16 protein-coding genes are annotated in these 24035 nt (G+C 65.1%); 8 read left to right on the top strand and 8 right to left on the bottom strand.

The genetic code is table 11. The features are described 5' to 3' along the window. Positions 1-6: 6 nt before the first annotated feature. The 6 genes from C8C95_RS04340 to nosZ form a co-directional block, all read right to left on the bottom strand. Positions 7-588, bottom strand: coding sequence for a nitrous oxide reductase accessory protein NosL (locus C8C95_RS04340; protein ID WP_116747778.1), 582 nt, complete (start codon positions 586-588; stop codon positions 7-9). Continuing rightward, a complete protein-coding gene (locus C8C95_RS04335) occupies positions 585-1400 on the bottom strand; it encodes an ABC transporter permease subunit (RefSeq protein ID WP_066698741.1) in 816 nt (271 codons plus the stop codon). The genes C8C95_RS04340 and C8C95_RS04335 overlap by 4 nt, the downstream gene beginning before the upstream one ends. 3 nt (positions 1401-1403) lie before the next feature. Continuing rightward, complete coding sequence (locus C8C95_RS04330; protein WP_116747777.1) at positions 1404-2354, bottom strand: ABC transporter ATP-binding protein; 951 nt, start codon at positions 2352-2354, stop codon at positions 1404-1406. Then, entirely contained in the window at positions 2329-3615 is a 1287-nt protein-coding gene (locus C8C95_RS04325) for a nitrous oxide reductase family maturation protein NosD (protein ID WP_207780569.1), read from the bottom strand. Before C8C95_RS04325 ends, C8C95_RS04330 begins: the two co-directional genes overlap by 26 nt. After that, positions 3615-6236, bottom strand: coding sequence for a NosR/NirI family protein (locus C8C95_RS04320; protein ID WP_116747776.1), 2622 nt, complete (start codon positions 6234-6236; stop codon positions 3615-3617). The genes C8C95_RS04325 and C8C95_RS04320 overlap by 1 nt, the downstream gene beginning before the upstream one ends. 321 nt (positions 6237-6557) lie before the next feature. Beyond that, on the bottom strand, positions 6558-8483 hold the full coding sequence (gene nosZ, locus C8C95_RS04315; protein WP_116747775.1) for a TAT-dependent nitrous-oxide reductase: 1926 nt from the start codon (positions 8481-8483) through the stop codon (positions 6558-6560). Between the two features lie 569 nt (positions 8484-9052). Here nosZ and C8C95_RS04310 point away from each other — a divergent pair. Then, entirely contained in the window at positions 9053-9463 is a 411-nt protein-coding gene (locus C8C95_RS04310; protein ID WP_116750133.1) for a c-type cytochrome, read from the top strand. Between the two features lie 11 nt (positions 9464-9474). Further along, the gene (locus C8C95_RS04305; RefSeq protein WP_116747774.1) at positions 9475-10521 is read left to right on the top strand and encodes an FAD:protein FMN transferase; all 1047 of its coding nucleotides are present in this window, start codon (positions 9475-9477) and stop codon (positions 10519-10521) included. Between the two features lie 55 nt (positions 10522-10576). Here C8C95_RS04305 and C8C95_RS04300 read toward each other — a convergent pair whose 3' ends face one another. Beyond that, positions 10577-11419: a symmetrical bis(5'-nucleosyl)-tetraphosphatase gene (locus C8C95_RS04300; protein ID WP_116747773.1), complete on the bottom strand. Its 843-nt coding sequence runs from the start codon at positions 11417-11419 to the stop codon at positions 10577-10579. Positions 11420-11454: 35 nt separating this feature from the next. On the opposite strand from C8C95_RS04300, the gene C8C95_RS04295 reads away from it, so the two are divergent. Both C8C95_RS04295 and C8C95_RS04290 read left to right on the top strand, forming a co-directional pair. Further along, positions 11455-12750 (top strand): hemolysin family protein, encoded by a 1296-nt coding sequence (locus tag C8C95_RS04295; RefSeq protein ID WP_116747772.1) that lies wholly within the window; start codon positions 11455-11457, stop codon positions 12748-12750. Between the two features lie 159 nt (positions 12751-12909). Further along, complete coding sequence (locus C8C95_RS04290) at positions 12910-13212, top strand: H-NS histone family protein (protein ID WP_056058651.1); 303 nt, start codon at positions 12910-12912, stop codon at positions 13210-13212. A 248-nt stretch (positions 13213-13460) separates the two neighbouring features. Here the strand turns inward: C8C95_RS04290 and C8C95_RS04285 are convergent, their stop codons facing one another. Further along, entirely contained in the window at positions 13461-14336 is an 876-nt protein-coding gene (locus C8C95_RS04285) for a helix-turn-helix transcriptional regulator (protein ID WP_116747771.1), read from the bottom strand. Positions 14337-14446: 110 nt separating this feature from the next. Here C8C95_RS04285 and C8C95_RS04280 point away from each other — a divergent pair, with 110 nt between their 5' ends. The 4 genes from C8C95_RS04280 (at position 14447) to C8C95_RS04265 (ending at position 24022) form a co-directional block, all read left to right on the top strand. Next, positions 14447-14854: a hypothetical protein gene (locus tag C8C95_RS04280; protein ID WP_116747770.1), complete on the top strand. Its 408-nt coding sequence runs from the start codon at positions 14447-14449 to the stop codon at positions 14852-14854. A 197-nt stretch (positions 14855-15051) separates the two neighbouring features. Further along, positions 15052-17970, top strand: coding sequence for an aconitate hydratase (locus C8C95_RS04275; RefSeq protein ID WP_116747769.1), 2919 nt, complete (start codon positions 15052-15054; stop codon positions 17968-17970). A 209-nt stretch (positions 17971-18179) separates the two neighbouring features. After that, on the top strand, positions 18180-21512 hold the full coding sequence (locus C8C95_RS04270) for an EAL domain-containing protein (RefSeq protein WP_243415629.1): 3333 nt from the start codon (positions 18180-18182) through the stop codon (positions 21510-21512). Beyond that, entirely contained in the window at positions 21509-24022 is a 2514-nt protein-coding gene (locus C8C95_RS04265) for an EAL domain-containing protein (protein WP_116747767.1), read from the top strand. The genes C8C95_RS04270 and C8C95_RS04265 overlap by 4 nt, the downstream gene beginning before the upstream one ends. The last annotated feature ends 13 nt before the right edge of the window (positions 24023-24035 follow it).

Below are 24035 nucleotides of genomic sequence, written 5' to 3'. Positions count from 1 at the left end.
GGTGGCTCACATGCGTGTGTCTTGCTGGGCCCCGCCGCTCAGGTCCACCATGGCGGGCTTGATCTCGGCAAAACGCAGCACCTTGCCTCCGTATTCGGCGGCGAATTTCTGCGCGTCGGCCTCTTGCGCAAAGCTGCCGATGGTGGGGCCCATGGAGCCGTGGCGCTTGCCGCCCACCACGTAGATGGCGGTCTTGCCATCGATCCAGTGGCCTTGCGGGGCATTCCAGTCGGCTTTGCCCATGTCCTGCACGTACACGGCCTGCACGGCGCGCACTTGTTCGCCGGCCAGCAGGGTGCTGAACAGCTCTACGGTGTCGCAGAAGAACGAGGGCTTGTCCTGCCCCGCAAAGCGCACCTGCGCCTTGGGGCCGGGGTAGTCGGCCAGCAGCATGCCGTCGAGTTCGCAACTGGTGGTGCGGTCGATCTCCACGGGTTTCAGGGACTGCGCGCTGTTGTCCGCCTGGCTGCAGCCGGTCAGGCCCGTGAGGCCGGTGAGCGTGCCCAGCGATGTGAGGGCCGCCCAGCCCAGCAGTTGGCGCCGGATGGCACAGGCGCATTGGTAGTGGTGATCGGATGGGTTTGTCATGGTTTGAATCTCCAGCTCGCCAGGCCGAGTGGCACAACAATCCAGGCCGCCATCACCGAGCCCATCAACCATGGCTTGGCCAGGGCAGGGGGCACGATGCTGGTGAGCCCGTACAGAGTGCGCACGTCTTCCAGCGAGAACACGTTGAGGATGCGGAAAACGTCTGCGGGGTTGAGCAGCAGCAGGTAGGCCATGGCCGCACCGCCGTGGCTGCCGCCCGTGGCCACCAGGGCACCGAGCAGCAGCAAATCAAACACCAGCACAAAGAAGAACCAGGTGGCAATGGCCAGCCCCGAGGCGCGCGTGCGCTCATGGGTCAGGACGGACAGCAGCACGGCCAGGCTCAAGAAGGCCAGACCCAGCAGCACCGAACTGACCATGAAGCCGCCGTAGTGGAACAGGCCTGCCCAGTTGAACTGCCGGTACAGCAGCACAGCCACCAGACCAAAGCCCGCCAGGGTGGACAGCGTGAGTGCCGCCGCCAGCCCCAGGTACTTGCCCAGCAGCAGCTCAATCCGCGTGATGGGCAGGGACAGCAGCAGGTCGAGCGAGCCGCGCTCACGCTCGCCCACGATGGCGTCAAAGCCCAGCAGCAGCGCGATCAGCGGGATCAGGTAAATGACCAGGCTGACCAGGCTGGCGATGGTGAATTCGATGGAGCGAAAACCCACGGTGCCCTGCTGCGCGCCGCCAAAGTAGGCAATGGCCAGCGAGAACACCGTGAACACCAGCGCCACGGCCAGCACCCAGCGGTTGCGCATGCGGTCGCGGAATTCCTTGCCCGCGATGGTGAGGATCTGTGTGAATTCCATGGCTCAGTTCTCCCGCAGGCCGAAGTACACGTCTTCGAGCGAGGGCTCGATGATGTTGACGTCCAGCACCTTGGCGCCCAGTGGCCCCAGGGCGCCCAGCACGGCCATCTTGGCGCCGCGCGGGCAGCTGATGCTGAGCCCGCTGGCATTGGTGTTTGCGGTGGTGGTGATGCCTGCCAGGGGCGCCAGGGCCAGCACCGCAGCGGGGATGTCTGCTTCGTTCAGCGCCAGCTCAATGGTCAGCGGCATCTGGGCCTGTTCGCGCAGTGCCTGCACGCTGCCCAGGGCCTGCAGCTTGCCTGCGGCCAGGATGGCCAGCCGGTCTACACGTTCTTGCAGCTCAGCCAGGATGTGCGAGGTGATGACGATGGTGACGCCACCGGCCTGCAGCTCGCGCAGCGTGGCATAGAAGTCGCGGATGGCCTGCGGGTCCAGGCCGTTGGTGGGCTCGTCCAGCAGCAGCACCTGCGGGTTGCCGAGCAGCGCCTGCGCAAAGCCCAGGCGCTGGCGCATGCCCTTGGAATATTCGCGCACTGATCGCTTGCCTGCATGGGCCAGGCCCACGCGGTCCAGCAGCGCCTGGCACTGCGACAGCGGCGCGCCCTTGAGGCGGGCGAAGAAGTGCAGGGTTTCCAGCCCGTTCAGGTTGTCGTACAGCACCACGTTTTCAGGCAGGTAGCCCAGGTGCCGGCGCGCAGCGCGAAAGTCGCGGCCCTGCACCGTGGCGCCGCTGACCCGGATGTCGCCCGAGGTGGCGGGCACCAGGCCCAGGATCATCTTGAACAGCGTGCTCTTGCCCGCGCCGTTGTGGCCGATGAGGCCGAAGATCTCGCCGCGCTCCACGCGCAGGTCGATGCCGTCCACGGCGTGCAGGGCACCGTAGTGCTTGTGCACGCCTCGCACCTCAATGGCGGCGGTTGCGCTCGGGTCAGTGGGGGGAGGTTTGCGTGTCACGCTGAAAATTCCGTTGGGGTTGATTCGGTTGCATGCGGGGCTTGGGGTCCACCACGGTGGGCACGCGCAGCACAGGGAACTGCTGGCCAACCAGGCGCAGTGCCTGCACCGCAGGGCTGGCCAGCAGCAGCTTGATGGTGGGGTGGCGCCAGGTCAGGCGGTCCACCATGTCGTTGGCTTCGTAGGGCACATCGCCCACGCCGTTGCCGTCACGATCCCAGCCGAGGTAGTTGCTCCAGTAGTTGCCGCTGTCGGCGCCCCAGCGCTCGTCGCGTGCGCCCACGTAGCGCACCTGTTCGCGGTTGCCGATGAAGTCGTTGTTGTCCACCTTGTTGCGGGTGGAGCCGGCCGACAGGTGCACGCCCACCGTGTTGCGCGCCACCAGGTTGCCGCGCAAGGTGACGTACTCCACGTCGTAGATGAAAAAGCCCCGGTTGTTCTCGGCCACCACGTTGTTCTCGATCACCGAGTCCTGCATGGTGCGCAGCATGATGCCGTGGTCGGTGTTGCCCCAGGCGCGGTTGTTGCGCACCACCTGGTCGCGCACTTCCATCAGTGCCAGGCCGCCCCGGTTGTAGTAGGTGTCGTTGTCCTCCCACAGGTTGTAGTAGGAGTTCATGTAGTGCGTGCCGTAGCGGCTGTGGTGCAGCTTGTTGCCGCGAAAGACCGCGTGGTGCGATACATCCACATACAGCGCGTCGCGCACAAAGCTGATGTGATTGCCCTCGATGCGCGCGCCCGTGGTGTTGTACAGCTGCACCCCGTTGCCGCGCTGGGACGAGCCCACATCGCGCAGGCCGGTGATGGTGTTGTGCAGCACCTGCACGTCGTTGGCCTTCTCGATCCACAAGCCGAACAGGTTGTAGGTGAGGTCGTTGTGGCGCACCACGGCACGGTGGGCACCGGGGTAGATGTAGATGCCCGCGTTCTGGTCCTTGAGGCTGGTGCCCGAGTCGCGCACGATCAGGCCCTCGATCACCACGTCGGGCGCGATGACGCGGATGGTGTTGCCCGTCTGGCCGCCGCTGAGCGTGGGGCGGTCGATGCCGCGCAGCGTCAGGGCTTTGTCGATGCGCAGGTTCACGCGGTAGGCGCCGCGCAGCACCTCCACCGTGTCACCCGGTTTGGCGGCCTGGATGGCAGCCTGCAGGTCCTGCCCGGGGCGCACCTGCACGGTGGCAGCGTGGGCGGGCAGGGCCAGCAGGCACGCAGCCAGCGCCACGAGTGCGGTGAATGTGGTGGCGGCAAGGGGAGGCTTCATCACGCCAATCCCACCACGGCCTTGATGGCCAGGAAGAGTGCTGCACCGATCAGCAGGTTCTTGAAGCCCACATAGCTCAGCATGTCCATCACGCCCGCCCGGCGGTACTGGTCGCGCCACCACGGGCCGTCCTTCACATAGCGCTTGCCCGACAGGCGGATCAGCACCTCGTACACGCTCCAGCCAAACCACCAGCCGATGATGGCGCCCGACGACAACGTGCCCAGTGCGGTCATCACCCAGGCCACGCTGGCGGCGACGGCCAGCGAGAAGCCCGCGATCTGCAGCGCGCGCCGCGAGGCCCAGCCTTCGCGGCTCCAGGGCCACAGGTGGTCCACCAGCTCCAGCCAGATCCAGCGCAGGCCTTGGCTTCCAGCCTTGTGGGCGGGCAGTGCTGGCGTGGTGGGCATGCGTGGGTCCGGCCCCTGGGCGGCCTTGGCCGAAATCTGGTCTTGCACCGTGGCGGGGTGGATTGGGATGAAGTAGCCGTTGGCGCCGATGGGCGTGATCTCCAGGCCGTCCTTTTCGCGGCGCTTGCGCTCTTTTGCCAGGGGCGGGCAGCCCTTGGTGTCGGTGTAGAGCACCATGCAGTCCAGGCAATGCAGGCATTCGCGGTGGTCGATGCGGCCATCGGCGTCAATCGCCTGGGCGCCGCAGCCCACGGCGCAGGCCTTGCAGCTGTTGCAGTCCTGCTTGCGCTTGAGGCCAAACCAGCGGAACGTGCTGGGCATGGCCAGCGAGGCGCCCAGCGGGCAGATGTATTTGCAATAGGGCCGCTCGATGACGATCGACACGCCCAGTATGGCGGCCACAAACAGGCTGTAGGGCCAGGCGCGGTTCATCACACCGACCAGGAAGGTGGTCTTGAACGGCTCCACCTCGGCCAGCTTTTCGGCCAGTCCCATCGAGAACATCGACACCGCGAGCAACCCGAAGAACACCGCGTACTTGATCCACTTGAGCCGGTCGTGCCACTTTTGCGGCAGCTGGGTCTGGAACCGCTTGAGGCCCACCGCGCGCGCGATCTTGTAGATGCCCTCCTGCAGCGAGCCAAACGGGCACATCCAGCCGCAGAACAGACCGCGCCCGAACAGGAACACGGTGACGATGATGAAGATCCAGAACAGGAAGATGAACGGGTCGGACAGGAACAGCGACCAAGTCCACTGGAACAGCAGCGAATGGAACCAGGTCAGCACCTGCGTGATGGAGGGCTGCGCCATGGCGCCAAAGCCGATCCAGCCAATGCTGAGGGCCCAGAAGCTGTACTTGAAGGCGTTGACGGGCCACTTGTTCTTGTGGGTGGACAGGCGGGTGAGCTTTTCGCGCAGTGCGTAGACCACGCTCACGGCGACCAGCAGCACGGCAAACAGTGCAATCTCCAGCGCACGCGACTTCCACACGCGCACCCAGGGGGCATCAGGCTCCTCAATGGTGGGGCGCCCGCCCTGCAGCATGGCGGCGGGCAGCCAGTAGGGCGTGTCGAAGCTGGTGAAGCTGCGTGTGCCCGTGGCCCGGTCCACGCGGTTGCCCAGAAAGCTCAGCTTCCAGGGGTAGGCGGCCGAGAACGCGGCAGAGCGGATGATAAAGATGACCGATTCGTTGTAGCTGGGCGCGCCTGCGGCCTCGATGCCATACAGGTTGAGCGCGTCCAGGTCGCGGAAAGTGAACGAATCTGCGCCTTGGCGCACCTGCACGCGGTCGTAAATGCCGCCGCGCACAAAGCCCGAGCCCTTGAACGATTCCTTGCCGCCGGTGCGGACGATGAAGAAGGCGTGTTCGCCCTCCTTGAGCTGCAGGCGCAGGTTGTTCCAGCCGTTGTCGCCCAGCAGGCTCTTGCCAATGTCGGGGTGGTTCAGGTCGCCAAACCACAGCTCGATGAACGGGGCGGGGCCTTTGTCCAGGCCCACCTGTTCGGGCAGCACCCGCAGGCGCTGCACGGTGCCTTGTTGCACCAGTTCGGCCCAGCTCAGGCGTTTGCCGGTTTCGGCATAGCGTGCCGGTTCGCGCACCGTGGGCGCGAGGATGCCCACCTGCCGCGCCACGGCCGAGCCCGAGGCCATCATGACCTGGTTCTGTGCGATGACGGTGACCGTGGCGCCCGAGATGGCGTCCAGGCCCAGCACGTTCTCATCGGGGCGCGACTGGCCCACCTCGATCTTGTCGGCCACCGACTTGCCCAGGTACTGGGCGTTGAACTTGAGCAGCGCGGATTCAGGGATGCCCAGCAGCAGGATGGGCTCGGAATGCTTGAGCACCTTCACGCCCACGAAGCGGCCCTGTGTGTCCATGCCGATCAGCGTGACGACGGGCTTGCCCGAGTAGGCGGGGGTGTCGGTGATGTCTGTGGACAACATGACGTAGCCCAGCAGCTTCTTCTGGGTACCGTTGTTGTCGTAGGCCTCCACATAGGGCGGCTGACCCTTGCGTTCAGAGAAATGGCGGGCGCCGGGAAACACTTCGGCGCAAGGCACCAGTGCGCACATGTCGCGCGCGGTAGAGAGTTCCGCAGGCAGCTCGGCCTCGTAGGCGCCTGCTGCAGCATGCGCGCGCGGCGCCAGCCAAAGGGCTGCCAACAAGACCAGAAGAAGCGTGGCGAACTGCCGACGAAGGGAAATCATGGTACTATCTTTTTGATAGCTGCTAGCGCTTATTCATCAAGCGCTAGCGGCCAATTGAATTCAAATATCTATCTGATCGGCTTTGCGGAGTTGCCATTGCTGAGAGTTGTGCGGGGCTTCGACAAGCTCAGCCTGAACGGGCTGGGGGAGGTCAAAACACTCCAGCTCTACAAGAAGCGCGGCCTGCGCAACTGGCGCGCTCCAGGCGAGGGCCACCGCGCAAGGGCCGCCCCGCTGCGCTGGTGGCGTCCCCCTTCCCGGAGCGCGAAGCGCGCAGAGAGAAGGGGGAAGGCGCGCAGCGCCTCAGGGGGATCGCCCTGGTTAACCCTCCACGATCATCCGAGTGCGCATTTCCAGATGGAGCGCATGGCAGAAGTGCGTGCAATAGCACCAGAACACACCGGGCTTGTCGGCCACGAAGCTCACCGACTTGGTCTCCAGCGGGTTCACGATGAAGTTCACGTTGTAGTTCGGGATCGCAAAGCCGTGGGTCAGGTCTTCGATCTTGTCCAGGTTGGTCAGGATCAGCGTGACCTCGTCACCCTTCTTGAGCTTGAACTCGCGCAGGCTGAACGCCGGGGCTTGCGAGGTCATCTTCACGGTGACCTTCTTGCCATTACGGAACACGCCGGACTCCTTGGGGTCCTTCACGGCCAGCGGGAACTCGTCGAGCGTGTAGACCTGCTTGGGGCGCACCAGGTCGCGCTTGAAGATGATGAAGTCATGGGGCTCGCCACGCACAGGGTGGTCGGCCAGCAGCACCATCTTCTCGCCCGAGATGTCGATGAGCTGTTCGTTCTCGGGGTGCAGCGGGCCCACGGGCAGGAAGCGGTCCTTGGAGAACTTGCAACCCACGGCCAGGATCTTGCCGTCGGCGGCCCGGGTTTCGGACTGCGAGGCGTTCAAGTGGCCGGGCTGGTATTGCACATCGAGGCGGTCCACCACGTACTTGGCGGTCTTGTCGCCTGCGTGGAACTTGATGGCAGCCTCCACGTTCCACTTCACGACCTGGCTGTCCAGGAACAAGGTGGTGTAGGCATTGCCACGGCCGTCGAACGCGGTGTGCAGTGGGCCCAGGCCCAGCTCCACTTCGGCCACGATGGCGGAGTCCAGCTTTTCGAGCTTGCCGTCAAAGTAGTCCAGCACCTTGGCCAGCTCGATCACGGTGCCAGTGGGCGAGAGCTTGCCGGCGCAGATGAAGTACTTGCCATCGGGGCTGGCGTTCACGCCGTGCGGGTTCTTGGGCACCGACACATAGGCGGTGAGGGCGGTCTTGGGGTCCTTGTTGGCTTCGTGCGTGCCGTCCACCACGGGCACCTTGCTGGTGCCGATGGTCTTGAACTTGCCAGCCTTCACGGCGGCTTCAATGCGGCCCACGTTGAAGAACAGGCAGGCGTCGCGCTCGGCGGACATCATGTCTTCGTACTTTGCGCCCATCTCGGTGTTGTACTGGTTGGTGGCGGCCAGCTTGCCGTCGTACGACGTGGCCACCAGGTCGCAGTTGCCGTCGATCAGCACTTGCCAGCGCACTTCCATCGTTTCTGCATCCACGCAGCTGAACATGGAGCGGTATTTGCTGGAGTCTTCGGTGCCCGTGTTGGGCATGGGAATGGCGAACTCACCGCCGCAGAACACGCGCGTGGTGTAGTTGATGGCGGGGTCCACCGGGTCGGCCTTGTCCGGGAAGATGCCGTGAAAGCCCTGCACGTTGGGCAGCTTGGTGATCTTGTCGCACACGAAGTAATCGAGGCGGATGCGCGCGATGCGGCTGTTGATCTTGTCGTTGATCCAGGCGTAGCGGCCGTCGTAGTTGCCGTCCTTGTACGAGGCGTGCGTGTGGTGGGTGTCGGCCACCGTGTATTCGAGGTGACCATCGGCCTTGGTGCCCATCACGGCCTTGGACTCGTTGGTGATGCCCCAGCCCACGAGCGCGTCAGGCACGAAGCAGGGGATGCGGGTGATTTCGCGGCCCGAGGGCAGGCCCAGCACGCGCATGTCGCCCGTGTGGCCGCCGCTCCACAGACCGTAGTAGGTGTCCAGTTCGCCGGGCTTGAGGTGGGGGTTGGCACCGCCGGCCGCGTGGCTGGCGGCAGGGGCTGCCGATGCCGGTGCCGCAGGTGTGGCGGCGCTGGGCTTTTCGTTGCAGGCGGCAACGCCTGCGGTCAGGCCCACCAGGGCTGCCGTGTTGATGAAACTGCGTCGGCCCAGGCCAGCAGCGGGAAGGGAACTGTCTTTTCTCTCGGTCATGGTTTTCCTCTTTGGGATCGCTCAGTTGAAAAGGGGTGGTGCGCGTGCAGGGGGGCTGAGCGCCATCCCTGTGCGAGCGGAAAGTGATGTGTGAAAGAGGGGCGCCAATGGGGGCGCTGCCGCGGTGGTGTTTGCTGTGATCGGGGTAGCGGGTGGAGCGTCGGCGGCCAGGCACAAGGGGCAATCAAGGCCGGCGCTATCTGCCGCCACCAGGCCCTCTGCGGTCTTCACCACCAGGCGGGTGCCACCTGTGCCGGAGCAGACCAGCTCCAGGGCACGGGGCGCTATCAGCGGCGAAGCCGCTGCTGCAGCCAGCGCCATGACAAACCACGCCAGCAACCAAAGGCGCAGGGTTCGTACGGTTGGATGGCTTTGCATGGGGCGGATAATAGATTCATGTAATATGAATCAATTTGATCTGGATCATGTTCTGGCGAGGCCCGTAACTGCCCAAAAGGGCCTGTTGCCTCTAAAGTTCATGCACCGGTCTGAAGTGGCGCTGCATGCATTTCGTGCGCAGTCACAGGCCCCCTCAGATGTTTTTAACCATCAAGAACAGGATGTATGCGATGCAAAAGAAAACCGTGTTGGTCGCCGTAGCGATCTTGGCCGCGCTGCTGGCCGGTTGTGGCGACAAGAAGTCGGAACCCGCGCCTGCTGCCGCACCCGCTGCAGCGACGACCCCGGCGCCCGCGGCGGCCCCTGCCGCCCCGGCTGTCGCAGAAAACGAAGTGGGCAAGGGCGTGTTCGGCAAGACCTGCGCCATGTGCCATGCCGCGGGCGTGGCCGGTGCCCCCAAGCCAGGCGACAAGGCCGATTGGGGCCCGCGCATTGCCCAGGGCAAGGACACGCTGTACAAGCACGCGATCGAGGGCTTTACCGGGGCCAAAGGCATGATGCCTGCCAAGGGAGGCTCCGCCAAACTGACCGATGACGAGGTCAAGGCCGCCGTGGACTTCATGGCCGACAAATCGCTCTGAGCGCAGACGCCATGCAGCAAGCTTCTCTGCATTCCCACGGTCTGTTGCGCCGTCGCATGGTGATGGCGCTGCCTTTGCTAGGTGGTGCGACCTGGGGCGCCGGCGCGGCAGCCCACGCGAGGGTGGTGTCTGAACGCAGCTCGCGGCCACTGATGGGCACGCAGGTGGATATGGCTGTGGAGGGTGTTGACGCCCTGCTGCTGCGCCGCGCCATGGACCGGGCCTATGCCGAGATGCAGAGGCTGGAGGCGCTCATGAGCCGCTACCAGCCACGCAGCGTGGTCAGCCGCATCAACCTGGCTGCGGGCGTGACGCCGGTGCAGGTTCCGGCCGAGGTCATGGCGGTACTGCAAAGCGCACAGCGTGTGTCGGCAGCGAGCCGTGGTGCCTTCGATGCCACCGTGGGAGCTTTCAGGTCCTGGAACTTTGGCCCTGGCGAAAAGGTGGTGCCAGGCGCCAGCGAGATCGCGCGGCAACTGCCGCTGGTGGATGCACGCGGTCCGGTGCTGGATGTGGCCGCAGGATCTGCCTACCTGGCTCGCCAGGGCATGGCGCTGGATTTGGGTGGCATCGCCAAACTCCCGATTCTGAAAGCCGGCATGGACATGCTGCGCTCCGAAGGGGTCGATAACGCCATGATCAATGGCGGCGGTGACGTGCTGACCCAGGGGTTGTGGCAAGGCCGACCCTGGCGTGTGGGCTTGCGCGACCCACGGTCTCCCGAGCGCTTGCTGGGCGTCGTGGCGGTGGCAGGCACCGGTGTGGTGGCCTCTTCAGGGGACTATGAACGCTTCTTCTTTCACGAAGGCCAGCGCCAGCACCATGTACTCAACCCGCGTACGGGGCGCCCGGCATCCGGGGTGCATGGCGTGAGTCTGGTGGCGCGGGATGTGGCAGCCGTCAACGGACTGGGCGCCGCGCTCATGGTGAAGGGCCCGCAGGCGGGCAGGGCGCTGGCGCAGCGTATGCCGGGACTGGCTGTGTTGATCGCCGGGCAGGATGGTGGTGTCTGGCAGTCTGCCGCCATGTCGGCCTTGCTCGAGCCTATGCCGTCTTGAGTCGGTTGCGGCTCTGAGCGAGCTGGCGGGTCTTGGCGAGATGGTCTCCAGACACTCAGCCCGGGGCCTGGGCCTGCTCGCAGTGCACCTGCAGCAGCTCCCGCTGTCCCAGCGTCGCGCCAAAACGCACGGCGCTCAGGCACCCCCCCCATACACAGCCAGTGTCCAGGCCCAGCAGGTCGCTGCGGTTGAGCCACCCCAAGGTGGACCAGTGGCCAAAGGCCATCAGCGTGCCAGTGGTGCGCCGGCCCGGCACATCAAACCAGGGCATCAGGCCCTCTGGGGCAGCGCTGGCGCTTTCGGTGCTTTCAAAATCCATCACACCGTCGGATGAGCAAAAGCGCATGCGCGTCAGCGCGTTCACGATCACACGCAGCCGGTCGGTGCCTGTGAGGGTATCGCTCCAGTGGTCCGGCGTGTTGCCATACATGCTGTGCAAGAAGACGGGCAGGTCCGGGCTACCCAGCACGGCATGGACCTCCTGCGCGCGTTCCAGGGTATCTGTGGGGGTCCAGGCGGGGACCACGCCCGCATGCACCATCAGCAGGGTCTGGCCGGCATGCTCGTGGGCCCGCGCCAATGGCTGGTGGCACAGCCACTCGAGCAAAGCGCTGCGGTCCGGGGCGTCGAGCACCGAGGCCAGGGTGTCGCGGCGCGAGGGCTTGCGCGCGCCCCGTGCGGCAGCGAGCAAGTGCAGGTCGTGGTTGCCCAGCAGGCAGCGGATGGCGTCGCCCTGCTGCATGCAGCGGCGCAGCACGGCGGCGGAGTCGGGGCCGCGGTTGACGAGGTCCCCCAGCAGGTACACCGTGTCACGGCTGGCAGAAAAGCCGATGGTGTCCAGCAGGCGCCCCAGGGCGTCGTCGCAGCCCTGAATGTCGCCGATACAGTAAAGTGCCATGATGGTCGTCGGTTGCAAACCTGATTGAGTGAAGCATGGATTTTCTGCTGATCGCGCTGCTGACCCTGCTCAACGGCGTGTTCGCGATGTCCGAGCTGGCGCTGGCGTCAAGTCGCAGGTCGCGGCTGACCGCCATGGCCGAGGCGGGTGACAAGGGCGCACAGGCCGCTCTGGCGCTGCTTGAGAACCCCACGCAGTTTTTGTCCTCGGTGCAAGTGGGCATCACCTCCATTGGCATGCTCAACGGGATCCTCGGAGAGGCTGCTTTCAGCGATGACCTGGGGCTGTGGCTGCAGCAGCTGGGGATGCCTGTGCGGGCCGCCAGCATCACCGCCACCGCGCTGGTGGTAACCGTCATCACCTTCGTCACCATCGTGTTTGGCGAACTGGTGCCCAAACGCATCGGACAGCTCTATCCCGAGGCGGTGTCCCGCCTGGTGGCGCGACCCATGGCCTGGGTGGCCCGGGTGGCCAAGCCTTTTGTGCGCCTGTTGTCGCTCTCAACCCAAGGGGTGCTGCGCCTGATGCAGGTGGACAACACAGCAGGGCGTTCGGTCACGGAAGAAGAAATCGTTGCCAGCCTGGAAGAAGGGCGCGAGGCCGGTGTGATCGAGCACCATGAGCACCAGATGGTGCAAAACGTCTTTCGCCTGGATGATCGGCCATTGACCTCGCTGATGGTGCCGCGCAGTGATGTGGGCTGGCTCGATGCAGGGTGGTCGGTGTTGCAGGGCTTGCAGCAGGCGGGCCGTGGCGGCGAGCATGCCGCGCATTCGTGGTACCCCGTGTGTCGCAACTCTCTGGACGAGGTGGTGGGTATTGTGAGCGTGGCCCGGTTGCTGGAGCTGGGGCCTGATGCGCCCGGCACGCTGGAACAGTATGTGAAGCCCGCCGCCTTTTTGCCCGAGACCTTGAGCGGCATGGAGCTGCTGGAGCAGTTTCGGGCGCGCTCGGGGCGCATGGTGTTTGTGGTGGACGAATATGGCGTGGTGCAGGGCATCATGACCCCGCACGATCTGCTCGAAGCCATTACCGGTGAATTGCAGCCCGGCGCTGCCGCCGATGCCTGGGCCACCCCGCGTGGTGATGGCGCATGGCTGCTGGATGGGCTGATGCCTGTGTCCGAACTCAAGGCCCGCCTGGATATTCGAGATCTGCCGCAGGAAGACCGTGGGCGCTATAACACCCTGGCGGGGTTTTTGATGGCAGAAACAGGGCATTTACCTGCCGTAGGCGAACAGATTGTGTGCGTGGGCTGGATATTCGAGGTGCTGGCCCTGGAGGGCAAACGCATTGACCGCGTATTGGCACACCCTGACAGCGCACTTTGAAGCCTTTGTGGCTTCTTGGACCACCGGCTGTCCAGGTACTGAATATGCCAGGCAGTATTTTTGTGGTTTCTTAATGCAAAATCTTTACCCCGGCGTGTGCTCGCAGCGGTTATCCATATAATCGCGTTGTCACCAACCCCATTTTCTTATTCAGACACCATGACCAGCTACAAAGAACTTTTGAAGCAGCGTGAAGCGCTTGAGCAACAAATCAGCGAAGCCCGTCGCCGAGAATTGTCGGACGCTGTTTCCCAAGTGCGCGCCTTGGTGGCCGAATATGGTCTGACCGCCCAGGATGTGTTCCCCGCAGGCAAGGCCGCAGGGAAAACCGGCCGCAGCTCTACCGCAGGTACCAAAGTGGCCCCCAAATACCGCGACCCGGCGACTGGCCAGACATGGACCGGCCGTGGCAAGGCGCCCAAGTGGATTCAGAACGAAAACCGCGAAAAGTTCGCCATCTGAGAACCGGCATTCGCTGCACTCAAAAAAATAGCCCGCAACTGCGGGCTATTTTTTTGGGTGGCCTGGCATGGGGCGTCGAACTACCGAGCCTGGCCCAGCATCTGGAGCCTTCATACCTCGCTGGGGACACAAAATCTGCGTCCTGCATTCACCGGGTGGATACCGCAAAAACCGCTATCCCGACCAGCCATTGCGCACGGAACCCAAAAAATCGGTCTGCGTGTTGTTGTTCAACCCACCCCGGGCGGTCAGTCCGCAGCATATTGCTGCGCCATCTCCCGCAGTACCTGGGCAGTAAATGCGTCGGCCGGGAAAAACGATTCCACCGCCAGCTCCTGCAGCGTCACATCCACTGGAGTGCCGAATATCGTCGTGGTGCTGATGAGCGACAGCATGCCGTGCACGCTATTGAAACAAAACGGCATCACCACACCCAGCATTTCTCCCGCCATGACGAGTGGTGTGGATTCATCGGGCGCGGGGTATTCCAGCAGTTCGGCCTGCAGGGCCAGCAATGCCGGGTCCCCCGTGGCATGAATCTGCTGGCGCAGGCGCTCGAAGAGGTGGTGGCGCCATTGCGCCAGATTGGCGATGCGTGACGCCAGGCCGTCGGGGTGCAGGCTCAGGCGGAACACGTTGATGGGGGGCACGAGCAGTTCAGGGCTCACATGCGCGGCCAACAAGGCCTGCGCTGCGCGGTTGGCTCCCACCACGTTCCAGCAGCGGTCGAGTGCGATGGCGGGGCAGGGCTCATGGCCTTTGAGCACCAGCTCGACGGCCTGGCGCGCTGCGGTCAGTGCCGGGTCGTCCAGCGCGCGTTCTCGGTACATGGGGGCGTAGCCGGCTGCCACCAGCAGTGCGTTGCGTTCGCGTAGCGGGATGGCCAGGCGCTCGCACAGGCGCAGCACCATGTCGCGGCTGGGATTGGTGCGGCCGGTTTCCATGAAGCTCACGTGCCGCGTGGAGATGTCTGCCTCGTCGGCCAGCTCCAGCTGACTCAGGTGCCGTTGCTGGCGCCAGGTGCGCAGGTGGTCGCCAAAACTGGCAGGCCCCGTCGCTGTGCTGCGGTGTGGCAGCGGATGGCGCGGGGTGCGGCGAGAGGGGGTGGAGGGTGCGGACGTCATGCCTCGCATCCTAGGCCCAACCAGGCCGCAGGCCATTACCTGCCATGTCATCGACGCCATGCGCCGCAGCGGCAACGATGCAGCCTTCTTCAACCCCCAAGGAGCTTGCCATGTTGAACCTGTTGTCTTCCCCCTCCCTTTTGCGTGCCGTGGTCTGGTTCGATGCGTCCACCGGGCTGCTGCTGGGCGCCTTGCATCTGCTGCTGACGGCGTCGCTGGCCGAATGGCTGGGGCTGCCGCACGGACTGCTGGTGGTGTCCGGCGTTTTGCTGCTGGGCTACGCAGCACTCGCCACCCGCATTGTCCGCGCGCGCACCATGCCGCGCGGAGGGCTGTGGGCGCTGATTGCTGCCAACTTTGGATGGGCGTTGGCCAGCCTGGTGCTGCTGCTCGGTAACGCCGTGGCACCCACGTTGCTGGGTCAGGCGTACCTGGTGGTGCACGTGTTCTCGGTGGCGCTCATTGCGGAGCTGCAGTGGATGGGTGTGCGCCGCTTGCCTGCATGGGCTGCTGCTTAGTTCTTTTGTGCTATATATTTGATAGCTATTGAGGCATAAGGATGTAGCGCTTGGGCGGTTTTTTCGCAAAAAGGGTGAAAAGAGCGTCGTATGGGCCTCTGCGTCAGGGCGGCGGGGCACAGCGGCATACCCCCAACGATTGCGCCGTCATGGGGGACTGCCAGAATAGACGCTGTTGCCTTATCAAGGAGTTCGCCATGGCCTCATCGTCCAAGCCGCTAGCCAAACCGTCGTCCCGACCCGCACGCCACGCCTTTGCCAACACGCTCAAGGGCTTCAAAACGGCGTCGGGCAAGGAGGGCAAGTTCTACTCTCTGCCCGCGCTGGCCAAGCAGTTTCCGCAGATCCAGCGTCTGCCGGTGTCGATCCGCATCGTGCTCGAATCGGTGCTGCGCAATTGTGACGGCCGCAAGGTGACGGCCGAGCATGTGCAACAGCTTGCGCACTGGGCGCCCAATGCCGCGCGCACCGACGAGATCCCTTTTGTCGTCTCGCGCGTGGTGCTGCAGGACTTCACCGGCGTGCCTTTGCTGGCCGACCTGGCCGCCATGCGCAGCGTGGCCGCCAAGCTGGGCAAGAACCCCAAGAAGATCGAGCCCCTGGTGCCGGTGGACCTGGTGGTGGACCACTCGATCATGGTCGACCACTACGGCAAGAAGAATTCGCTCGATCTGAACATGAAGCTCGAATTCCAGCGCAACAAAGAGCGCTACGAGTTCATGAAGTGGGGCATGCAGGCCTTTGACACCTTTGGTGTGGTGCCCCCGGGCTTTGGCATCGTGCACCAGGTCAACCTCGAATACCTGGCGCGCGGCGTGCACAAGCGCAAGGATGGCGTCTGCTACCCCGACACCCTGGTGGGCACCGACAGCCACACCACCATGATCAACGGCATCGGCGTGGTGGGCTGGGGCGTGGGCGGCATCGAGGCCGAGGCCGCCATGCTGGGCCAGCCGGTGTACTTCCTCACGCCCGATGTGGTGGGCTTTGAGATGACCGGCCAGCTGCGCGAGGGCGTGACCGCCACCGACCTGGTGCTCACCGTGACCGAGCTGCTGCGCCAGCACAAGGTGGTGGGCAAGTTCGTGGAGTTCTTTGGCGAAGGCACGCGCACCCTGGCGCTGCCCGACCGCGCCACCATCGGCAACATGGCGCCGGAGTACGGCGCCACCATGGGCTTCTTCCCGGTGGACGAAAAGACCATCGACTACTTCAAGGGCACGGGCCGTACCAAGGGCGAGATCGAAGCCTTCGAGGCCTACTTCAAGGCCCAGGGGCTGTTTGGTGTGCCGCTGGCCGGCGAGGTCGACTATTCGCAGGTCGTCAAGCTCGACCTTGGCAGCGTCACCCCCAGCCTGGCGGGCCCCAAGCGCCCGCAAGACCGCATCGAGCTGGGCAAGGTCAGCAGCCAGTTCGCTGAGCTGTTCAGCAAGCCCAACGCGCAAAACGGCTTCAACCGCCCGGCAGAGCTGCTGCACACGCGCCATCACATCCACCGCCATGGCGAAGCTGTCGGCGAAGAGGCTACGCCAGACGGCAAGCCCACGCCGGCCGGCGCACCGCGCTCGGTGGTCGAGATGGAGGCCAACAAACCCGCACTGGCCACTGCGCACGGCGAGGCCCGCGCAGCCACGCTGCCCGCCAAGGGGGCTGACCCCACAGTGGGCAATGGCGACGTGCTGATTGCCGCCATCACCAGCTGCACCAACACCAGCAACCCCAGCGTGCTGCTGGCTGCCGGCCTGCTGGCCAAGAAGGCGGTGGAGGCAGGCCTCAAGGTGCAGCCGCACATCAAGACCTCGCTGGCCCCCGGCTCGCGCATCGTCACCGAATACCTCACGCAGACCGGGCTGCTGCCGTACCTGGAAAAGCTGGGCTTTGCGCTGGCGGGCTATGGCTGCACCACCTGCATCGGCAACGCGGGCGACCTCACCCCCGAATTGAACGAGGTCATCACCAGCAACGATCTGGTCTGCGCAGCCGTGCTGTCGGGCAACCGCAACTTCGAGGCGCGCATCCATCCCAACCTCAAGGCCAACTTTCTGGCCAGCCCGCCACTGGTGGTGGCGTATGCCATCGCGGGCACGGTGCTCAAAGACTTGATGACCGAACCCGTGGGCAAGGGCAAGGGTGGCAAGGACATCTACCTGGGCGACATCTGGCCCACCAGCGATGAAGTCCACGCCCTGCTCAAGTTCGCCATGAACGGCAAGGCCTTCCGCGAGAACTATTCCAAGGTGGCCTCCGACCCCGGCAAGCTGTGGGAGAAGATCAAGGGCGTTAGCGGCACGGCCTACACCTGGCCCGCCAGCACATACATTGCAGAGCCGCCGTTTTTTGCCCAGTTTGCGCTCGACAAAGGCGCTGCGGCCGCGTCGGCGGTGCACGGCGCGCGCATCATGGCGCTGTTCGGCGACTCCATCACCACCGACCACATCTCGCCCGCAGGCTCCATCAAGGAAAGCTCACCCGCAGGCCAGTGGCTGTTGCAGCACGGCGTGCAAAAGGCAGACTTCAACAGCTACGGCGCCCGCCGGGGCAACCATGACGTGATGATGCGCGGCACCTTTGCCAATGTGCGCATCAAGAACCTGATGATTTCGCCCACCGCCGATGGCTCGCGTGAAGAGGGCGGCGTCACGTTGTTCCAGAACGATGGTCCGCTGCAGGGCGAAAAGATGTTCATCTTCGATGCCGCCATGCAGTACATGGCGCAGGGCACGCCCACCGTGATTTTTGCGGGCGAAGAGTACGGCACCGGCTCCAGCCGCGACTGGGCCGCCAAGGGCACGCAACTGCTCGGCATCAAGGCGGTGGTGGCGCGCAGCTTTGAGCGCATTCACCGCTCCAACCTCGTGGGCATGGGTGTGTTGCCGCTGCAGTTCAAGGCGGGCGATTCTTGGGAAACGCTGGGCCTGACGGGCAATGAGGTGATTGATGTGGTGCCTGATGCAGCACTCACGCCACAGAGCGATGCGAGGCTGGTCATTCACCGTGCCGATGGCACGCGCCAGGAAGTGACGGTGACCCTGCGCATCGACACCCCCATCGAGGTGGACTATTACCAGGCCGGTGGCATCTTGCCGTTTGTGCTGCGCCAGCTGCTGGAGGGTTGAAGGCCCGCTGCATCCTTCTTCCTTGCCGCATCGCGCCCTGCGCTGATGCGTGCACGCAACGCCTGGGCGCAGCGCCGTCCCGGGTTGTCTTGGACGGGGCTTCGGCCCCGTTTTTCATGGTGCGAGCGCTCTGGTCATTTCCTTACGCGTAGATACACTTGTGACGTTGTGCGGCCATTTCGCTGGCACTGCCATTCACCCCTTCGTCCATGCCACCTCCCAACAGCTCTCCGACAGCGCGCATGCCCTGGTCGGATGCGCCTGCCATCACCGTGGTGCTGGTGGTGGCAGTGCTGGCGCTGGTCGTGGTGCCTCTGGCGCAGATGCTGGGGGATGGGGCGGGCGCCCAGCACGGGCTGGAACCGTTGCTGGAACTGGTGGCGGTGCTGCTGGGACTGCTGGTGGTGTCGGTGTCCCTGCACGCCCTGGAGGCGCAGGAGCAGGCGCGCGCCAATGTCCTGGTGGTGGGTTTTGGCGTAGCGGCGGCCTGCAATTTTCTGCACGGGGTGCTGGTGCACTCCGGCCCTGTGCACATGCCGCCTGGCAGTGCCGACGTGTCGTTGTGGCTGAGCAGTTGGGCGCGTGTGGCCGAGGCCCTGACCTTGGGGCTCACCGCCACGCGCTTGTCGGCCCCCGGGCCGGCCCGCGCCTGGCTGGCAGCTGCGGGGGGTGTCACGCTGGTGCTGGCAGGGTCGTCGCTGGGGCCGCTGCCCCAGTGGTTTGCCCATGCTGCAGACGGTGCCTTGCGCCAGGTGGTGGCCGTGGGGCTCGCCCTGGCCATGGCCGCCAGCGCGGTGGTGCTGCATCGCCGCAGCCGCAGCGAAGATGCACCGCGTGAACGCCTGTTTGCCTGGGCGGCAGGAGCGTTCGTGTGCGGCGAGGTCACGGTGGGCGCGCTGGGCGGGCATTCGATGCTGGGTGGAGTGCTGTCCCATGGCTTTCGGGTGGTGGCGTATGCGCTGCTGTACCAGGCGGTGTTTGATGCAGGCATCCGCCGCCCGTTCGCGCGCATCCAGGAGGCCGAGAGCCGGTTGCGCGAGAGCGAGGGGCGTCTGTCATTGCTGGGGCGCAACCTGCCGCACAGCGTGTTGTTCCAGATCGTGCGCGAGCTGGATGGCCGGGTGCATTTTGTTCACATGGGCGACGCCATCGAACGGCTGAATGGGGTACGCGTCGAAGACGTGTTGCAGGACCCACGCGTGCTGTACCGCCAGATCCTCCCGGAAGACATTGATCGCCTGCGGCAGGCAGAGCGCCAGTCCTACCTGTCCATGACCAGTCTGGAGGCGGTGTTTCGGCTGCGACGCACCGACGGCCAGGTGCGCTGGATGCACCTGAGTTCGTCGCCACGCCGACTGCAGGATGGCCGGGTGTTGTGGGACGGCGTGCAGACCGACATCACCGCCCACCACCAGGCCGAAGAGGCCGCCCACGCCCAGCAGGCTCGGATGGCCAACACGCTGCGCCATGTGCCGGGTGGTGTCTCGCGGATTGATCGGGACTTGCGCGTGCTGTACGTCAATGAACAGCAGGCACGCTGGCTGTACACCACGCCCCAGGAGCTGGAAGGGCAGCTGCTGCAGGATGTGATCCCGCCCGAAGTGTTCGCACGCATCCACCCGCATCTTGAAAAAGCCTTTGCGGGCGAGACCGCGGTGTTTGAAAACCGCATTGACGGCCCTGACGGCACACAGTTTCGCCACACCACCATTGCCCCCGAGAGCGTGACGGCGCAAGGGGTGGCAGCCGTGGTGCTGTTTGCCTACGACTTGACGGCGCTCAAGCGCATCGAACAAGAATTGGCCCAGCAGAAGGCGCATCTGGCCAGCGTGGTCAATGCCATGCCGGACATGGTGTTCATGAAGGACACCAACGGGGTGTACCTGTCAGTCAACCCGGTATTCGAGCGTTTTGCCGGCCGTCCGGAGAACCAGATCGTGGGCTGCAGCGACTTTGACCTGGTCGCGCCTGCCGACGCAGAGCGCTTTCGCAAGTACGACCAGCGCGCCATGCAGGCCTGGCAGCCGCTGGTATATGAGGAGACGCTCACCTTCGCCGAAGACGGCTACCAGGGTCAGTTCGAGACCATCAAGACGCCCATCCGTGACCTGCATGGGCGCGTGACAGGCATCCTGGGCGTGTGCCGCGACATCACAGACCGCAAACGCGCTGAACAAGAGATCGAACGCCTGGCGTTCTACGACGCGCTCACGGGTCTGCCCAACCGCCGCCTGCTGCTGGACCGCCTGCAACGCTCCATCGCCGCCTGCCAGCGCACCAGGAACCTCGGGGCCCTGCTGTTCATCGACCTCGATAACTTCAAAGACCTCAACGACACCCTGGGCCACGACATGGGCGACCAGCTCCTGGCCCAGGTCGCCGCCCGCCTGGTGGGCAGCGTGCGCGAAGCCGACACCGTGGCCCGCTTCGGCGGAGACGAATTCGTCGTCATGCTCGAAGCCCTGGCCCCCGACCTGCAAAACGCCGCCACCCAGGCAGAAACCGTCGCCGAAAAACTCCTGGCCAGCCTGAACCAGCCCTTTGACCTGGACGGCGCCCAGCACTACAGCACCCCCAGCATCGGCATCACCCTCTTTGGCGACGAACGCCTCACCGTGGACGAACTCTTGAAGCGCGCCGACCTGGCCATGTACCAGGCCAAAGCCGCAGGACGCAACACCCAGCGCTTCTTCGACCCCGACATGCAGGCGGCCGTCAACGCCCGCTCCAACCTCGAAGCCGACCTGCGCCAGGGCCTGGCCCGGGGCGAATTGCTCGTGCACTACCAGCCCGTGGTCGACCACCACGCCCGCCTGCTGGGCGCAGAAGCCCTGGTGCGCTGGCGCCACCCCCAGCGCGGCATGATCAGCCCCGGCGACTTCATCCCCCTGGCAGAACAGACCGGCCTCATCCTCCCCCTGGGCCAATACGTGCTCCAGACCGCCTGCGAACAACTGCAGCGCTGGAGCCAACACCCGGACACCGCCCACCTGTCCATCTCCGTCAACGTCAGTGCCCGCCAATTCCGGCAACCCGGCTTCGTGGCCGAAGTGCTGCAAACCTTGAAGAACCACAACGCAGACCCCCGGCAACTCAAGCTCGAACTCACCGAAAGCCTGCTGCTGGGCGACATCGAAGACACCATCGCGCGCATGGTGCAGCTCAAGAGCGAAGGCGTGGGTTTTGCGCTGGACGACTTCGGCACCGGCTATTCCAGCCTGAGTTACCTCAAGCGTCTGCCGCTGGACCAGGTGAAGATCGACCAGAGCTTCGTGCGGGACGTGCTGACGGACCCGAACGACGCGGCGATCGTGCGGACCATCCTGGCGCTGGCCAAGAGCCTGGACCTGGAGGTGGTGGCGGAAGGGGTGGAGACGACGGGGCAGTTGAGTTTTCTGAGGCTGCATGGGTGCGAGGGGTTCCAGGGGTATCTGTTTGGAAGGCCCGGGCCTGTCGAGTTGTTCGAGCGTGAGCACTTGCCGGGCCATTCGGCGCCCTCGCTCACTACCTCGCAGCCCGCACAGCAGGAGCAACGGCCATGAACGGCGTGGGCATCCTGTGGGTGGACATAGATACCCAGCACGCAGCGGCCGCGCGGCGGTTGATCGCGGCGCGCTACCCGGACTGGCGGGTGGTCAACAGCCCTACGCCCGAAACCGCCAAGGCCCCCCTCGCCAGCCAGGCCTGGGACGCCGTGGTGCTGTGCCTCAAACCCACCGACCAGGAACTGCCCGGCCTGCTGGAGCTGTGCGCTGGCCGCCCGGTGCTGATGTGCATCGATGCAGCGCAAGAGGCCCTGGCTGCGCGCGCCTTTCGCTGCGGGCTGGGCGACTATGTGCTGCGCGAGGCCGATGGCGTAGCGCACCTTAGCGAGCTGCTCAACCGCCTGGTGGCGCTGGTGCAAGGCGCCAAGGGGCAGGGCCAGCCCGTGCGCATGGTGGATGCCCGCATCTGGCAAGAGGCGTTGACCATGCTGCAGGAACAGCGCTCGGCCCTGCAGGCCACGCTGGCCAGCATGAGCCAGGGCATCTTCAAGACCGGGCCCGATGGCCGCATCACCGTCTACAACGAGCGCGTGCTGGAGCTGCTGAACTTGCCCGAGTCGCTGATGGCCACTCGACCCACACTGGCCGACCTCACCCGTGTGCAGGCCGAGCGCGGAGACTTTGGCGAGGGCTACAGCCTGGTGGACCGGCGCGGGCACGACTACGTGGCCCAGGGCGCAGTGGCCCCGGCCCCGGCCTTGTACTGGCGCACCACGCGCGATGGCCGCACGTTCGAGGTGCGCACCACCTCGCTGGCCGATGGCAGCCTGGTGCGCACCTTTGCCGACGTGAGCGACTACGTGCGTGTGGAAAACGAGCTGCGCGAGAGCGAGGCCCGCTTCCGGTCGCTGAGCGACCTGTCGTCCGACTGGTATTGGGAGCACGACGCCGAGGGCCGCTTTGTGCAGCTGGCCGGGGACCTGAGCGTGAACGGCATCCCGCTGTCGGACGTGATGGGGCGCACGCGCTGGGAGATCGGTGCCCTGAACATGACCGATGCCGACTGGGCTGCGCACCGTGCGGTGCTGGCGGCAAACCAGCCGTTCCGCGACCTGGAGCTGCAACGCCGGCGTGCGGATGGCAGCATGCACTGGATCTCGGTCAGCGGGGTCCCCGTGTTCGATGCCAATGGCGCCCTGCGTGGCTACCGGGGCGTGGGCCGCGACATCACGGAGCGCAAGCAGGTCGAAAGCCAGATCGAACGTCTGGCGTTTTATGACTCGCTGACGGGCCTGCCCAACCGCCGCCTGCTGGTGGACCGGCTGCAACATGCCACGGCGGCTGTGGCACGCTCTGGCACCCAGGGTGCACTGCTGTTCATCGACCTCGACAATTTCAAGGACCTCAACGACACGCTGGGCCATGACACCGGCGACCAGCTGCTGCTGCAGGTGGCGCAGCGGCTCAAGGGTTGCGTGCGGGAGTCCGACACCGTGGCCCGTTTTGGGGGCGACGAGTTCGTGGTGCTGGTGGAGGGCCTCAGCGCTGATCCCGCTCACGCCAGCGCCGAGGCCGCGCTGGTGGCCAGCCACATCACCACCACGCTGGGCAAGCCCTACACTCTGGGCGATGCCAGCCACCACAGCACACCCAGCATCGGCATTGCGCTGTTCGGCCAGCAGACCGTGAGCGTGGACGAGCTGCTCAAACATGCGGATCTGGCCATGTACCAGGCCAAGGCGGCGGGGCGTAACACCCAGCGCTTCTTCGACCCCGACATGCAAGCGGCCGTGAGCAACCGCTCGGCCCTGGAGGCCGACCTGCGCCGGGGCCTGCAAGAAAAGGAGCTGGTGCTGTACTACCAGCCGGTGGTGGATGGCAAAGGCCGCTTGCAGGGTGCCGAGGCCCTGGTGCGCTGGCGCCACCCGCGCCGGGGCATGGTGTCCCCCGCCGAATTCATTCCGCTGGCCGAGCAGACCGGGCTCATCCTGCCCTTGGGCCAGTGGGTGCTGGAAGCGGCGTGCGCACAGCTGGTGGCCTGGTCGCGCAGCTCACTCACCCGGCAGTTCTTCCTGTCGGTGAACGTAAGCGTGCGGCAGTTCCGCCAGCCCGACTTTGTGGAGCAGGTGCTGGGCGTGCTGGACGCCACGGGCGCCAACCCGGAACGCCTGAAGCTCGAACTCACCGAGAGCCTGTTGATGGCCGATGTCGAGGACGTGATTGCGCGCATGGAACACTTGCGCCGCTATGGCGTGGGCTTCTCGCTGGATGACTTTGGCACGGGCTATTCCAGCCTGAGTTACCTCAAGCGGCTGCCGCTCGACCAGCTCAAGATCGACCAGGGTTTTGTGCGTGACCTGCAGACCGACCCCAACGACGCCGCCATCGTGCGCACCATCCTGGCCTTGGCCGACAGCCTGGACCTGGCGGTGGTGGCCGAGGGCGTAGAGACCACAGGCCAGCTCGAATTTTTGCAGCGCTACGGCTGCAAGGCCTTCCAGGGTTATCTGTTTGGTCGGCCCATGCCCGCCGAGGTGCTGGAGCGTGCGCTGCGGCCTGCGCTATGACCTGCGTTAAGAC

This window comes from Acidovorax sp. 99 (genome assembly GCF_003096455.1).
GTDB classification, from domain to species: domain Bacteria; phylum Pseudomonadota; class Gammaproteobacteria; order Burkholderiales; family Burkholderiaceae_C; genus Acidovorax; species Acidovorax delafieldii.
This window is presented reverse-complemented; position numbering and strand designations above follow the sequence as displayed.

Coding starts and splice junctions, on each gene's coding strand:
- C8C95_RS04340 (WP_116747778.1), bottom strand. CDS start 588: ATGACAAACCCATCCGATCACCACTACCAATGCGCCTGTGCCATCCGG.
- C8C95_RS04335 (WP_066698741.1), bottom strand. CDS start 1,400: ATGGAATTCACACAGATCCTCACCATCGCGGGCAAGGAATTCCGCGAC.
- C8C95_RS04325 (WP_207780569.1), bottom strand. CDS start 3,615: ATGAAGCCTCCCCTTGCCGCCACCACATTCACCGCACTCGTGGCGCTG.
- C8C95_RS04320 (WP_116747776.1), bottom strand. CDS start 6,236: ATGATTTCCCTTCGTCGGCAGTTCGCCACGCTTCTTCTGGTCTTGTTG.
- nosZ (WP_116747775.1), bottom strand. CDS start 8,483: ATGACCGAGAGAAAAGACAGTTCCCTTCCCGCTGCTGGCCTGGGCCGA.
- C8C95_RS04310 (WP_116750133.1), top strand. CDS start 9,053: ATGCAAAAGAAAACCGTGTTGGTCGCCGTAGCGATCTTGGCCGCGCTG.
- C8C95_RS04305 (WP_116747774.1), top strand. CDS start 9,475: ATGCAGCAAGCTTCTCTGCATTCCCACGGTCTGTTGCGCCGTCGCATG.
- C8C95_RS04300 (WP_116747773.1), bottom strand. CDS start 11,419: ATGGCACTTTACTGTATCGGCGACATTCAGGGCTGCGACGACGCCCTG.
- C8C95_RS04295 (WP_116747772.1), top strand. CDS start 11,455: ATGGATTTTCTGCTGATCGCGCTGCTGACCCTGCTCAACGGCGTGTTC.
- C8C95_RS04290 (WP_056058651.1), top strand. CDS start 12,910: ATGACCAGCTACAAAGAACTTTTGAAGCAGCGTGAAGCGCTTGAGCAA.
- C8C95_RS04285 (WP_116747771.1), bottom strand. CDS start 14,336: ATGACGTCCGCACCCTCCACCCCCTCTCGCCGCACCCCGCGCCATCCG.
- C8C95_RS04280 (WP_116747770.1), top strand. CDS start 14,447: ATGTTGAACCTGTTGTCTTCCCCCTCCCTTTTGCGTGCCGTGGTCTGG.
- C8C95_RS04275 (WP_116747769.1), top strand. CDS start 15,052: ATGGCCTCATCGTCCAAGCCGCTAGCCAAACCGTCGTCCCGACCCGCA.
- C8C95_RS04270 (WP_243415629.1), top strand. CDS start 18,180: ATGCCACCTCCCAACAGCTCTCCGACAGCGCGCATGCCCTGGTCGGAT.
- C8C95_RS04265 (WP_116747767.1), top strand. CDS start 21,509: ATGAACGGCGTGGGCATCCTGTGGGTGGACATAGATACCCAGCACGCA.